Annotated in this window: 11 protein-coding genes; all 11 read right to left on the reverse strand. The window is 44.3% G+C overall.

From position 1 onward, the window contains the following. Positions 1-485 precede the first annotated feature (485 nt). Positions 486-1,424, reverse strand: coding sequence for a DNA-binding protein WhiA (gene whiA / locus FFM80_RS02860; protein WP_137639423.1), 939 nt, complete (start codon positions 1,422-1,424; stop codon positions 486-488). A gap of 11 nt (positions 1,425-1,435) precedes the next feature. Next, positions 1,436-2,437 carry a gluconeogenesis factor YvcK family protein gene (locus tag FFM80_RS02865; RefSeq protein WP_137639424.1) on the reverse strand — a complete coding sequence of 334 codons (1,002 nt, stop codon included), beginning with the start codon at positions 2,435-2,437 and terminating at the stop codon, positions 1,436-1,438. Beyond that, complete coding sequence (gene rapZ, locus FFM80_RS02870; RefSeq protein ID WP_137639425.1) at positions 2,434-3,318, reverse strand: RNase adapter RapZ; 885 nt, start codon at positions 3,316-3,318, stop codon at positions 2,434-2,436. Before rapZ ends, FFM80_RS02865 begins: the two co-directional genes overlap by 4 nt. A 159-nt stretch (positions 3,319-3,477) precedes the next feature. Further along, entirely contained in the window at positions 3,478-4,014 is a 537-nt protein-coding gene (locus FFM80_RS02875) for an HdeD family acid-resistance protein (RefSeq protein ID WP_137639426.1), read from the reverse strand. A gap of 104 nt (positions 4,015-4,118) precedes the next feature. Beyond that, positions 4,119-4,439: a heavy metal-binding domain-containing protein gene (locus FFM80_RS02880; protein WP_137639427.1), complete on the reverse strand. Its 321-nt coding sequence runs from the start codon at positions 4,437-4,439 to the stop codon at positions 4,119-4,121. Between the two features lie 251 nt (positions 4,440-4,690). After that, the gene (gene argH / locus FFM80_RS02885; protein ID WP_137639428.1) at positions 4,691-6,097 is read right to left on the reverse strand and encodes an argininosuccinate lyase; all 1,407 of its coding nucleotides are present in this window, start codon (positions 6,095-6,097) and stop codon (positions 4,691-4,693) included. Beyond that, complete coding sequence (locus FFM80_RS02890; RefSeq protein ID WP_137639429.1) at positions 6,097-7,332, reverse strand: argininosuccinate synthase; 1,236 nt, start codon at positions 7,330-7,332, stop codon at positions 6,097-6,099. Before FFM80_RS02890 ends, argH begins: the two co-directional genes overlap by 1 nt. A 244-nt stretch (positions 7,333-7,576) precedes the next feature. Next, positions 7,577-8,053: an S-ribosylhomocysteine lyase gene (locus FFM80_RS02895; RefSeq protein WP_137639430.1), complete on the reverse strand. Its 477-nt coding sequence runs from the start codon at positions 8,051-8,053 to the stop codon at positions 7,577-7,579. 62 nt (positions 8,054-8,115) lie between these two features. Further along, a complete protein-coding gene (gene uvrA / locus FFM80_RS02900; RefSeq protein ID WP_137639431.1) occupies positions 8,116-10,965 on the reverse strand; it encodes an excinuclease ABC subunit UvrA in 2,850 nt (949 codons plus the stop codon). Positions 10,966-10,976: 11 nt separating this feature from the next. After that, a complete protein-coding gene (uvrB, locus tag FFM80_RS02905) occupies positions 10,977-12,980 on the reverse strand; it encodes an excinuclease ABC subunit UvrB (RefSeq protein ID WP_137639432.1) in 2,004 nt (667 codons plus the stop codon). Positions 12,981-13,226: 246 nt separating this feature from the next. Continuing rightward, on the reverse strand, positions 13,227-13,862 hold the full coding sequence (locus FFM80_RS02910) for a YfbR-like 5'-deoxynucleotidase (RefSeq protein ID WP_137639433.1): 636 nt from the start codon (positions 13,860-13,862) through the stop codon (positions 13,227-13,229). Positions 13,863-13,949: the final 87 nt, after the last annotated feature.

Consider the following 13,949-nt stretch of genomic DNA (forward strand, 5'->3'; position numbering starts at 1 on the left):
CCTCCCCTGTAGATTGGATTTAGTATACCATATTTAGCTTTCTTGGGGAACGTACGTTTCGATAAAAACTATTAAATACTGGCATTCATCCCGCGATTAAAATCGCAGGTTTTCTGCTTGGTTTTTAATAAAAACCATTGGCTCAGTATTATTCTGGATGATCAAGTCAGCGATGCGGAACTCTTACAACGATTAGCAGTTAGTTACGACTTAGCTCATTAAGTTTAGTCAACTGTAATCGACAAAAAACGAGCCGGAGATTGCATTATCTCTGACTCGTTTTTTGATTTTAGCTGATGTATTTAACTAAAAATCGAAATTAATAGCTAAATTTTTTAACACACATATTAGCACTGGGCGGACTGGATAACGCTCAACGATGCAATTTCACTTGGCTGAGGAGTCCCTAGTAAAAGCTAAGCTTGCAAAATCACCACGTTTCAGCGTCAGTCCCGACTAACCGTAGCGACAAGTTACCCCAGATATTAAGCATCTTTACGCTGTTGTAAGCCCTCAGCGAATCGATTAATCTTGCGTAACCGGTGATTGATACCGGATTTAGAAATCGGGCCACCGGGGACTAAAGTTCCGAGTTCTTTCAAGCTAACTTCCCGATGTTCCAATCGCGTCACGGCCACTTCTTGTAACTTCGGTGGCAATTGCTTTAACCCAACCGTTGCATCAATCAACAAGATATTCTCAATCTGCCGACTAGACGCATTAGCGACTTTATCCATATTGGCATTTTCACAGTTCACTAATCGATTGACTGAATTGCGCATATCACGCATGATACGGACATCTTCAAACTTCAACATTCCTGTTGTGGCACCAATCAACGACAAAAAGTCCGCAATCTTTTCAGCTTCCTTGATGTACGTGATAAAGCCGCCCCGCCGATCGGTAGTTCGTGAGTTCAAGCCGTACTGATTCATCATTTCAGAAATCATCTTATTATGTTCTTCATATAGTGAATAGATTTCCAGATGATAACGTGACGTTTCCGGATTGTTTACTGAACCGCCAGCTAAAAAGGCGCCCCGTAAATAAGAACGTACGGCCGCATCGTCCGTTAAGACTTCGGTCGGCGCCACTTCAATAATTTGAAAATCCTTTAAAATACCTAGATCAGCTAAGACCATTTCAGTCCCAGTCTTGAGGCGCACGATGTACAGGTTATTTTTATTTAATTTCATTTTGCGACGCACGATTAACTCACTGGTCACATCATAAAATTGCTTTAATAACCGATAGATACGCCGCGCGATAGCTGGATTTTCGGTCTGGATATTCAAGATGAAATGATGATTAGCTAGACTAATCGTCCCGTTCATTCGAATCAAAGCCATCAGTTCGGCTTTAGCATTCTCGCGATGGACAGCGAGGTTGGTTAGTTCTTTTTTAACTTCACTGGCGTATGACATGGGTGTTCCTCCTAACGTAAAATATCGGAATGGCCGACCAGATTCATCAATTCGGCAACGACTTGATCGCCATTATGAAAGGCACCGTTGTCCCGTAACTTCAAAAAGTTCGATGAAATGACCTTGCAGCCTTGATCCCGTAATCCCCGGAAGTCATGACTGACTTGCCGTGAGACTTCATTGAACTTATGGAAATCCATATAATTATCCGGCACTTTTTCCGTATTCACTAACACGGTATTGATAAAGTTCTCACCTAAATGGCGGTTTAAGACCCGCACGTGATCGGCATCCGAAAAGTTATCGGTTTCCCCTTTTTGCGTCATGATATTACAAATATAAACGACTTCCGCATCCGATTCGCAGACGGCGCGCCCGATATTATCAATCGTCAAGTTCGGTAGGATACTAGTAAACAAACTTCCGGGGCCTAAGACAATCTGATCAGCCGCCATAATGGCATCAATCACTGGTTGGACGGCTACCGGACGCTGACCACTTTTATCCGTCACCCAAACACGATCAAGTGATTTATGAGCGGCAGTAATCTCCGCTTCACCAACCAACTCAGAACCATCCTTAAACTTACCATGCAACGTTAACGCTTCATTAGCCGCTGGATAGACATGCCCGTCAACGTCCATCATCCGCGACAATTCTTGGACCGCATCAAAGACCCCTGACTTCATCTCTGTCAGCGCCGCAATAATTAAATTGCCAATCGCATGCCCGGCAAAGAATTGATCATCGCCCTGGAAGCGGTATTGGAAAATGTCTTTGTAAAGATGTGGTAAATTCGACAAGGCCACCATGACATTTCGAATATCACCAGGTGGCACCACATTCACATAATTACGAATAATGCCTGAAGAACCCCCATCATCGGCCACCGTTACCACCGCAGTAATATCAACATCTTGCTTACGCAAGCCATTGAGGACGACTGGCAACCCAGTCCCCCCGCCAATCACTACGATTTTAGGCCGTTGGGTCTTAAACGTATATTTTCTCATGAGCGATTAACTGTTTCCTTCCGTTTTTCCACATCGCGGTGACTGATATGGACTTTATAGTCTTTAGCTAAAGCTTCACCAATTCGTTTGGTCAATGCAACTGAGCGGTGTTGACCACCGGTACATCCAATCGCAATCGTCAAACTGGTCTTACCTTCCTCTTCATAACCAGGCATAATACTTTGCAACATGCCTAAGAATTGTTGGTAGAACTTTTCCGTCGCTGGTTGTGACATCACATAATCGTAGACTGGTTTATCCAGCCCGGTTTGATACTTCAACTCGGGGATATAGTAAGGGTTGGGCAAGAAGCGCACATCCATGACGATATCCGCATCGATTGGCAACCCGTATTTAAAGCCGAATGACAACATCTCAATATGAAATGTCTCATCGGCGCTAGTTTCAAATTTATCAAAGATTGATTCACGTAATTCACGCGGCGTTAACGTCGTGGTATCAATGACGTAAGACGCGCGATCTTTTAATGGCGCTAACAAGTCGCGTTCTTTGCGAACCCCGTCCATAATACGACCTTCCATCGCTAATGGATGGGCGCGCCGCGTTTCTTTGTAGCGCGACACTAATTCTTCATTCGAAGCATCTAAAAAGATAATCTTCACGGATACAAAATCCGTATTGTCCAAGTTCGCTAACATATCGATAATTTCATCATAGAACGCGCGTGACCGTAAATCGATCACTAACGCGACTTTGTCGATTTTACCGGATTCTTCAACTAGCTCGGAGAATTTTGGCAACAAAGCCGGGGGCATATTATCGATACAAAAATAACCTAGGTCCTCAAAGCTCTGAACGGCGACGGTTTTTCCGGCCCCGCTCATGCCTGAAATAATGACCAATTGCAATGATTCTGCCATAGTTTTAGTTGCTCCTTTTGAACATATTGTTGGTAAGTATAGCATACCGGGTGTGTCTTTTCTAGTTTACGACTTATTTCCGCGTCGCTAAGCACTAAAAATGGACTAAAACCCATCAGTTCTAGTCCATCGTTAACTCATTAACTTAACTAAGCAACCTTAATCTCGCCGGGCAAACGCAATCAAGATCGCGTTGATACCAAAAACGGCAAAATAGAAACTGACTAACACATTGAATGAGAACGCCGCCACTAATGGGTTGAAGAGTAGCATGATTGCTAAAATCAAACTAACCACGTCTAAGATGACCGACAAAATGAAGTAGCCCATCCCAAAAGTTCGTAAGTGTGACGCCACTACCAAACGTTCAATGGAGTCAATCAAGAACCAAAAAGCAAAGATATAGCCTAAAACAACGATGCCAGTTGGCGCATGGAATAAGAACAGCAATCCCACTAGAATATCAATAATCGCAAAAACTAATGCAAAGTTGGCCCGTAAGCCGGTTTCACGTTGCAACTTGGTATAACCGCCAATCGTGGTAATCCCACTAATAATCGCGGCAATCGCGAATAGGAAAACCAAACTTAGCAACGCCGCTTGGGGTTGTTTGGCAACAAAGTATGCGGCAATCAGGAAGACGACCCCCGTCATAAACTCGGTCCAGTCAAATCCCCAACGATGATCATTAAACATAAACGACAACATCTCCAATTTTCTTTAACTCAATCATACCAGTAAATGAAAGAGTTTCCAATTTTTCCAAAATAACTTTTAGCCGATTGAAATTTCAATTAGCTTTAATCGAATTTAACGGCAGTTCCATAAGCGGCAACGGACTGAATATCCGTGCCAATCGAGCCAGAATCAAAACGCATCATCACCACTGCATCAGCGCCCATGGCCGTCGCATTCGTTTTGAGGCGTTCAATCGACGCTTGTCGCGCTTCATTTAACATCTTCGTATAGTCCTTGACTTCACCGCCAACAACATTTTTTAACGAAGCCCCAATATCACGAAAAACATTTTTAGACTGCGTGGTCACCCCAAAGACTTCCCCAATAATTGTATAGGTTTGGCCTGGAATATGTTCAGTTGTGGTTACTAACATCGCGATCATCCTCTTTTCAAATTAGTTTAACTTCTTAAATATACCGATGTTTCGACTTAACCGCAAGCGATTTCATTTTGATCTACCGCCCCCAAAAAACGGGGCACAAAAGGCGGCTGGTTCCTAATCATCGTCGAGAAGATCGAATGATTGGGGCCTGAAGCCGCACGTTTCAACTAGACCTATTCAACGCCACAAAAAAGAGCCTGGGCGGTTATCCCAGACTCCACAATATCAATGGTCAAATTGATAAACAAGTTTTAAGCTTCGCTGTTAAGCGACTGGTACTGCGCTAATTGTTGATTAGCCCGTTTGAGTTCGGCCTTGATCTGATCAAAACCCGTCCCGCCCAAGGAATGCCGCCGTTCAACGGCTACCTTAGCATCCAGATCATGATAGACATCTTCGTCAATTAATGGCGAGATTGCTTTGTATTCACTCAACGGAATATCCTGTAACGGCCGATTCTGCTTCAAGCCATCCAAGACCAGCTTACCCACAATCGCATGGGCTTGGCGGAATGGAATCCCCTTATTGGCTAAATAATCAGCCAATTCCGTGGCATTTGAGAAATCGTTTGTCGTGGCATTAGCCATGCGCTCTTCATTAACCGTTAACGTCGCCAACATCCCCGTAAAGACATGGAGACTAGTTAAAATCGTATTAACAGTATCAAAGGCGCCCTCTTTGTCTTCTTGTAGATCCTTGTTATAAGCTAACGGGATCGCCTTCATGACTGTCAATAAGCCCATCAAGTTTCCGTAGACCCGCCCAGATTTACCACGAATTAATTCCGCCATATCTGGATTCTTCTTTTGCGGCATAATTGAACTCCCAGTTGAGAATTGATCACTCAAACTCAAGTATTTGAATTCATAGCTACTCCAAGAAACAATCTCTTCACAAAACCGTGAGAGGTGCATCATTAAGATTGACGCATTACTCAAGAACTCTAAAACAAAGTCCCGGTCAGAAACGGCATCCAGACTATTATGGTAAACCTGACTAAAACCTAATAACTTAGCACTATATTCCCGGTCAATTGGGAAAGTCGTGCCGGCTAATGCTGCGGCCCCTAATGGCGAAATATCTGTATGTTGCTTATTGAATTCAAACCGTTCCATATCACGCTTAAACATCTGGTAGTAAGCCAACAAGTAATGGGCGTACGAAATCGGTTGCGCATGTTGCAAATGGGTATACCCTGGCATGATTGTTTCCACATTTTCGCTGGCTTTATTGACCAGCACCGTCTCCAAATCATGCAAACGATCTAAAACCTTAGGCAATTGGTGCTTCATATATAAATGGAAATCCGTTGCCACTTGGTCATTCCGCGAACGCGCCGTATGCAACTTCCCAGCAACGGGACCAATCTCATCGGTTAATAAGGCTTCAATATTCATATGAATATCTTCATTAACCGTTGAAAAATGCAACTCACCAGCTTTTAATTGTTGTTCTAACTTTTCCAAACCAGCCACGATTTGATCGACATCGGCAGCATCTAAAATACCGGTCTGCTTTAACATCTTAACGTGCGCTAATGAACCCGTGATATCTTCCGCAGCTAGTAATTGGTCAAACCCAATTGAAGCCCCAAATTCATCAACGTACTTGGCACCGGTCTCGGTGAACCGGCCACCCCATAATTTGCCCGTACTCATTAGGCATGTTCCTTGGTTGACTTAGCTTCGGCTTGAGCCTTAGCTTGCACTTGGGCGTTAACTTGAGTTGGTAAGCCCCAAAGCTTGATAAACCCAACGGCAGCTTGTTGATCGAATTCGTCAGCGGCCGTGTAAGTGGCTAAGTTCTGGTCATATAAGGAGTTCGGTGACTTCCGACCTTCTGTAATGACATTGCCTTTGAAGAGTTGGACCCGAACCACACCGTTAACAACTTGTTGCGTCTGCTTCAAGAAGGCCAACATGGCGTCCATCAATGGTGAGAACCAGAGACCGTTATAAATCGTATCGGCTAATTTTTGTTCAATAATTGGCTTGAAATGCGCTAATTCCCGTTCGAATGTCAAATCTTCCAAATCTTTGTGCGCCTTTAATAAGACCGTTGCGGCTGGTGCTTCATAGACTTCCCGGGACTTGATACCGACTAACCGGTTTTCAATATGGTCGATCCGGCCAATCCCATGTTCACCAGCAATCTTATCCAACTTAATGATTAAGTCAGCTAAGTTCAGCTGTTCACCATCTAGCGCTACCGGTACTCCGGCTTCAAATGTAATTTGTAACGTGGTTGGCGTATCAGGCGTATCCGCTAAAGCTGCTGTCCGATCGAACGCATCGGCAGGGGCGCCTTCCCAAGGATCTTCTAAAATCCCACATTCGTTAGCCCGGCCCCATAAGTTTTCATCAATCGAGTAAGGGCTGTCCAAGTTAATCGGTACTGGAATATTATGCTTCTTAGCATAATCAATTTCTTCTTCACGTGACCAGTGCCAGTCACGAACTGGGGCTTCAATCTTAATATCTGGGGCTAAGGCATGAATGGCCACTTCAAAACGAACTTGGTCGTTACCTTTACCGGTACAACCGTGCGCAATCGCAACGGCGTGTTCTTGCTTCGCTAAGGTCACTAACTTCTTAGCAATCAAAGGCCGTGACAACGCCGATACTAATGGATATTCACCTTCATATAACGTATGCCCTTGTAAGGCAATTAAAGCATATTCTTCAGCGAATTCTTGCTTGGCATCGATCATGTATGACGCCACCGCCCCTAATTTCAAGGCCTTGGCTTTGATTGCATCCATATCTTTACCTTCACCAACATCAACGCCACAAGCAATAACGTCGTAACCTTTGTCAGCTAACCAACTAATTGCCACTGACGTATCTAAACCACCAGAATAAGCGAGAATAATTTTATCATTTTGTTTGACCATTGACTTGTACCTCCAAAATTTATTGTCGAATTTCTCAATGACAGTATCGTACCACCTGATTTAACTTTATGCAATGTTTTTCGAGTAATATTCGTATTTTTCAAAATATTCAGTCTTTTATTGCATTTTTATACATTTATACAGTATTTTTTGTATTTAGCGTCTCATTTTAGACCGCAAAAAAGCGTTATACCCGGTTGGATATAACGCTTTGATTAGTAATCTCTAATTTTTCAGTTGACCCTTATTCAACGACTTTCCGGACGAATGGATCGGAGGAAATGCCTTGAGACAAGATCAATTTAGCCCATTCTTTAGCTGAGAATAAGGAATGGTCTTTGTAATTCCCACAGCTATCGATGGTCGTTCCTTGCACATCAGACCACTTAGCTGGGCCAGCGATGAATTCTAAGGAAGACTTCAATGCTTTGGCCACTTCTTCCGTACTGTGTTCACCCCAAGTAATCAAATGGAACCCAGTCCGGCAGCCGAATGGTGAACAGTCAATCACGCCGTCCATCCGGTCACGCAATAAACCAGCCAACATATGTTCAATCGTATGCAAACCAGCCGTATCAATGGCAGTCTTGTTAGGTTGAACTAACCGTAAATCAAAGTTGGTGATGGCATCGCCCTGAGGACCATGTTCCACCGTGATTTTACGAACATAAGGTGCTAAAACTTTCGTATGATCTAATGTAAAACTTTCTACTTTAGCCATTCAAAAAACACTCCTCTATTTAGATAATCAGTTAACAAGTCTAGTGTAGCACAACTCCGACGTTATTTGGCAGCCGCCATGCGCGCCCGGTCCCGTTCTAGTACCGGCTTCAAATACTGCCCGGTATAACTTTCAGGCACTGCCGCAATGGCTTCGGGGGTCCCAGTTGCAATGACCGTTCCGCCACCAGCACCACCTTCTGGCCCTAAATCAATCAAATAATCGGCGGACTTCACAACATCTAAGTTATGTTCAATAATCAAAACGGTATTACCAGCATCGACTAAGCGTTCCAAAACGCCGATCAAGCGCCGAATATCTTCACTATGCAACCCAGTGGTGGGTTCATCCAAAATATAGAAGTTCTTCCCTGACTGTTGCTTATGCAATTCAGAAGCCAGCTTCATCCGTTGCGCTTCCCCACCAGAAAGGGTCGTAGCCGGTTGGCCTAGCTTGACGTAACCCAAGCCAACATCCACTAAAGTTTGTAATTTTCGCCGAATCTTAGGAATCGGTTCAAAGAATTTCAAGGCTTCGGAAGCCGTCATCTTTAAGACGTCCGCGATATTCTTGCCTTTATATTCAACTTCCAAGGTTTCAGAATTATATTGCTGACCATGACAGACTTCACACGGCACAAAAACATCTGGTAAGAAGTTCATTTCAATCTTCAAGATACCATCGCCATGGCAAGCTTCACAACGGCCGCCTTTGATGTTAAAGCTAAAGCGCCCCTTCTGATAGCCCCGTAGCTTGGCTTCATTGGTTTGGGCAAACAAGTCCCGAATATTGTCAAAGACGCCAGTATAGGTGGCTGGATTACTCCGGGGCGTACGCCCAATCGGACTTTGGTCAATATTAACTAACCGTTCGATATTCTTAACACCACTGATGGACTTGTACTTCCCTGGTTTTTCAGAATTATTATTGAGCTTTTGCGCTAAAGCGCGTTTCAAAATATCGTTAACTAATGTTGACTTACCAGAACCAGAAACCCCTGTCACCACGACGAATTCACCTAATGGAAAATCAACGTCAATCTGCTTGAGGTTATTTTCAGCTGCCCCAGTAATCCGAATCTTTTTTCCATTACCTTGACGCCGCTCCGTGGGTACCGGAATAAACCGTTTGCCAGCTAAATACTGGCCAGTTAACGATTTGCGTGACCGGGCCACTTGCTTAGGCGTCCCGGCAGCCATAACTTCACCACCGTTTTCACCCGCACCAGGACCGATATCAATAATATAATCAGCTGCCCGCATCGTATCTTCATCATGTTCAACGACAATCAGCGTATTCCCAAGGTCACGCATCTTCTTCAATGAGCTAATTAAGCGGTCATTATCACGTTGATGCAACCCAATTGACGGTTCGTCCAAAATGTACAATACCCCAGATAAGTTCGACCCAATCTGTGTCGCTAACCGAATCCGTTGTGCTTCCCCACCAGATAAGGTCCGAGCAGCTCGACTTAACGTTAAGTAAGCTAAGCCAACGTTTTGCAAGAACGTCAATCGGTCACGAATTTCTTTTAAGATTGGCTGGGCTATCACGAGGTCTTTTTCAGATAAAGTCAGCTTTTCAAAGAAGGCTAATTCATCACCAATCGCTTCATCAGAAACGGTCCCGATATGTTCACCGCCGACTTTAACGGCTAAAGCTTTGCGATTCAACCGGAAGCCATGGCAAGTCTGACATGTGAGTTCAGTCATGTATTTCCGCATCACATCCCGGGTAAAGTCACTGCTCGTTTCACGATAACGGCGGTCCACATTATTGATGACCCCTTCAAAGACGGCATCGACATCACGAACGCCGCCAAAATCATTTTGATAATGAAAATGGAATTGTTTGCCGTCAGAACCGTATAAAACCGTCTGTTGGTCAACCTTGGATAAATCTTCAAATGGAACATCTAACGGAATATCTAATTGTTCACAAGCTTGCTTGAGCATTTCTGGATAGTATTGCGAACTAATTGGATTCCATGGTGCTAACGCGCCTTCAGCTAAGGTTAAGCTCTTATCTGGAACTACTAAGTCTTCATCAACTTCCAACTTCATGCCGAGACCTTCACAGTCAGGACAAGCGCCTTGGGGGGCGTTGAATGAAAACAACCGTGGTTCTAGCTCACCAACTGTAAACCCACAAACTGGGCAAGCATAGTGTTCGGAGAAAAGAATCGGGTCGCCGCCAATCACATCAGCAATTGCGTAACCGCCACTCAAACGTAAAGCGGCTTCAAAAGAATCGAATAACCGTGACCGGTCACCAGGTTTAACCACAATCCGGTCAATCACAATCTCAATCGTATGCTGTTGATTCTTGTTGAGGTCAAAGCTTTCACCAATATCATGAATCTCGCCATCCACACGGACCCGGACGAACCCTTCACGCTTAATTTTTTCAAAAATCTTTTTGTGTTCACCTTTTTTTTGCCGCACAATCGGTGATAAGATTTGTAACTTCGTCCGTTCCGGCAATTGTTGCACCCGGTCAACCATTTGTTCAACCGTCTGGCTGGCAATTGGCGTCCCATCATTGGGACAAATCGGCTGGCCAACACGGGCCCACAACAAACGTAGATAATCATTGATTTCAGTCACCGTTCCGACCGTGGAACGCGGGTTCTTCGACGTTGTCTTTTGGTCAATCGAAATGGCCGGACTAAGCCCATCAATCGAATCAACATCAGGCTTTTGCATTTGGCCTAAGAATTGCCGAGCATAAGCTGACAAACTTTCAACATAACGCCGTTGCCCTTCCGCGTACAGCGTATCAAACGCCAACGAACTCTTGCCAGAACCGGACAAGCCGGTAATCACGACTAATTTATTACGGGGAATCGTGACATCAATATTTTTTAAGTTATGGGCGCGTGCGCCGTGAATGATAATTTTATCGTTCGCCAAAGAATTGCCTCCTAGCTAATCTGTGCTTTTAATTCCATGACCGTATCCCGTAAAGTAGCGGCTTGTTCAAAGTCGAGCTTCTTAGCAGCGGTCTTCATCTGTTCTTCTAACTTGCTGATCATATCTAATTGTTGTTCATGCGTCATATCATCAAAATCAGTTTCCAAGAAGTCATCTTTCTTACCCGCATCGTCGCTCACCTTCGTTGAGGCAATCAAGTCCGGAATGGCTTTCTTGATCGTATGTGGCGTTATATGATGATCCACATTGTACTTTTCCTGAATCTCACGCCGGCGAGCCGTTTCATCGATGGCCGCCTGCATGGAATCCGTGGTATGTTCCGCATACATAATGACGGCCCCGTGTTCATTACGGGCCGCACGACCAATCGTTTGAATCAACGACCGTTCATTCCGCAAGAAACCTTCCTTATCGGCATCCAGAATCGCCACTAAAGATACTTCGGGCACATCGATCCCTTCACGCAATAAGTTAATCCCAACTAACACATCAAACTTACCTAGCCGGAGATCACGAATAATCTTCGTTCGTTCCAACGTCTTAATATCACTATGCAAGTAACGAACTTTAATCCCTAAGTCCTTCATATAATCGGTTAAATCTTCGGCCATTTTCTTCGTCAACGTCGTCACAAAGACCCGTTCATTTCGCTCAATACGCAAGTTGATTTCGCCAACCAAATCATCAATCTGTCCCATAATTGGTCGCACTTCAATCGTTGGATCGAGTAAGCCCGTTGGTCGAATAATTTGTTGAACCACATGCTTGGTTCGATCCATTTCATAAGGCCCCGGCGTAGCTGACATATAGACCACTTGATGGATATGTTGTTCAACTTCAGCTAATTTCAAGGGCCGGTTATCTAGGGCACTTGGTAATCGGAACCCATAATCAACTAACATTTGTTTCCGCGCCCGGTCACCATTGTACATCCCGCGAACTTGTGGCATCGTGACATGCGATTCATCGACGACCATTAAGAAATCTTTCGGGAAGAAGTCCAATAACGTATACGGCGGTTCACCTGGTTTTCGACCATCCATAAACCGCGAATAGTTTTCAATTCCACTGGTGTAGCCCATCTCACGCATCATTTCAATATCATAAGTGGTCCGTTGCTTTAACCGCTGGGCCTCCAGCAACTTGCCATCGTCATTTAATTCTTTCAGCCGGGCATTCATTTCAGCTTCAATGCCATTAATAGCGTGTTCCATGGTGTCTTCATTAGTCATAAAGTGAGTCGCCGGGAAGATTGCCACATGATCGCGGTCACCGACAACTTCACCCGTCAACGCATCGATCTCACGAATCCGATCAATCTCATCACCGAAGAATTCCACCCGTAAAGCATGATCGTCACGAGAAGCCGGGAAGATTTCGACAATATCGCCGTGAACCCGGAACCGCCCCCGTTGAAAATCAATATCGTTACGATCAAATTGAATATCGACTAATTTCCGTAACAAGTCATTCCGATCGAGCTGCATGCCCACCCGTAAAGATACCACGTGATTCTTATATTCAGTCGGATCACCTAAACCGAAGATGCTGGATACGGAAGCAACCACAATCACATCGTTACGTTCGAGTAACGAACTAGTAGCTGAATGCCGCAATTTATCGATTTCATCATTAATGGCGGAGTCCTTCTCGATATACGTATCACTCGAAGGAACATACGCTTCCGGTTGATAATAATCGTAATAACTCACAAAGTATTCCACCGCATTATTCGGGAAGAACTTCTTAAATTCACCATATAGTTGACCTGCTAAGGTCTTATTATGCGACAAGATTAATGTCGGCTTGTTGACTTGGGCAATCACATTAGAAATCGTAAACGTCTTCCCAGTCCCGGTCGCCCCCATTAAAATCTGTTCTTTTTCGCCCGCATTAAGTCCAGCTGTGAGCTGTTTAATCGCTGCTGGCTGGTCCCCGGTTGGTTGATAGTCTGAAACTAAGTCAAACCGATTATTATCAATTCGATCGATCAAGGTGACTCCTCCTTTTTTATCTCGTTTGTTTTCCGAAACGTGTTCGTCAAAACTGGCAACTCCGCTTGCTACGTCTACGGGCCACAGCCAGGACCGCTGTCACCCGTAGACTAGGCAATGCTCATTGCCAACCCGTTTTGACTCACACTCTAGCACAAAAAATAGGCAAGCCACAGCCTCCCTATCAATTACAAAACCGCTATTCATTTTAGCACATCGAACATACTTTCGCCATTAAACAGGTTGCTAATCCGTCGTTAATATTTCATGCGTTAATGCTTGTAACTTATCCTGATTAGTAAACGGTTCCGCCAACATTTCTGGTAAAACGGCTTTTAAGAAATATTGCACACTGGCGAGTTGTTTAAAAGCCACAATCGTCTTTAAACTCTCTTGATAAATATCGGTAAAGACTGGTTCTGGATTGCCTTTTTGAATCTCGCCAAAGGATTCATACAGCAAATCGATTTTATCAGCGACTGATAAGATTTGACCTTCCAAGGTGTCATCCTTCCCCTCAGAGAGCCGCCGTGAATAAGCCGCTTGAAATTCGGTGGGAATTTCGTTTTGCACAAAGTTTTGGGACAACTTATGTTCCACATCTGCCAGCATCCCGCGTAACGATTTCGTGGCGTACTTAACTGGCGTCTTGATGTCGCCGATAAACCGTTCATTATAATCATGGTTCAAAGCTTTCTCATACAGTGACCGCCAATCAACCGGCTGGCCAGCATTTTCTTCGACGTCGCCTAAGAATTGTGCCGTTTCAGCCACTTTGAATGAATGCGCTGCTACCGAATGATTTTGATATTTAAAGAATCCCGGCGCGCGTTGAATCGTTTCCAAGTTACTTAAACTTTGTAAATATTGATGCATACCCATTAGTTATCGCTCCTTCTGAACTTAATTAAATTGCAACTAGTGTATCAGAGCTAGCTAATGGACGCAATGAAAAAGCAATGCTCAACC

The organism is Lactiplantibacillus dongliensis (genome assembly GCF_005405105.1).
GTDB lineage: Bacteria > Bacillota > Bacilli > Lactobacillales > Lactobacillaceae > Lactiplantibacillus > Lactiplantibacillus dongliensis.

Coding starts and splice junctions, on each gene's coding strand:
- FFM80_RS02895 (WP_137639430.1), bottom strand. CDS start 8,053: ATGGCTAAAGTAGAAAGTTTTACATTAGATCATACGAAAGTTTTAGCA.
- FFM80_RS02875 (WP_137639426.1), bottom strand. CDS start 4,014: ATGTTTAATGATCATCGTTGGGGATTTGACTGGACCGAGTTTATGACG.
- rapZ (WP_137639425.1), bottom strand. CDS start 3,318: ATGGCAGAATCATTGCAATTGGTCATTATTTCAGGCATGAGCGGGGCC.
- FFM80_RS02880 (WP_137639427.1), bottom strand. CDS start 4,439: ATGATCGCGATGTTAGTAACCACAACTGAACATATTCCAGGCCAAACC.
- FFM80_RS02890 (WP_137639429.1), bottom strand. CDS start 7,332: ATGGTCAAACAAAATGATAAAATTATTCTCGCTTATTCTGGTGGTTTA.
- FFM80_RS02910 (WP_137639433.1), bottom strand. CDS start 13,862: ATGGGTATGCATCAATATTTACAAAGTTTAAGTAACTTGGAAACGATT.
- argH (WP_137639428.1), bottom strand. CDS start 6,097: ATGAGTACGGGCAAATTATGGGGTGGCCGGTTCACCGAGACCGGTGCC.
- FFM80_RS02865 (WP_137639424.1), bottom strand. CDS start 2,437: ATGAGAAAATATACGTTTAAGACCCAACGGCCTAAAATCGTAGTGATT.
- whiA (WP_137639423.1), bottom strand. CDS start 1,424: ATGTCATACGCCAGTGAAGTTAAAAAAGAACTAACCAACCTCGCTGTC.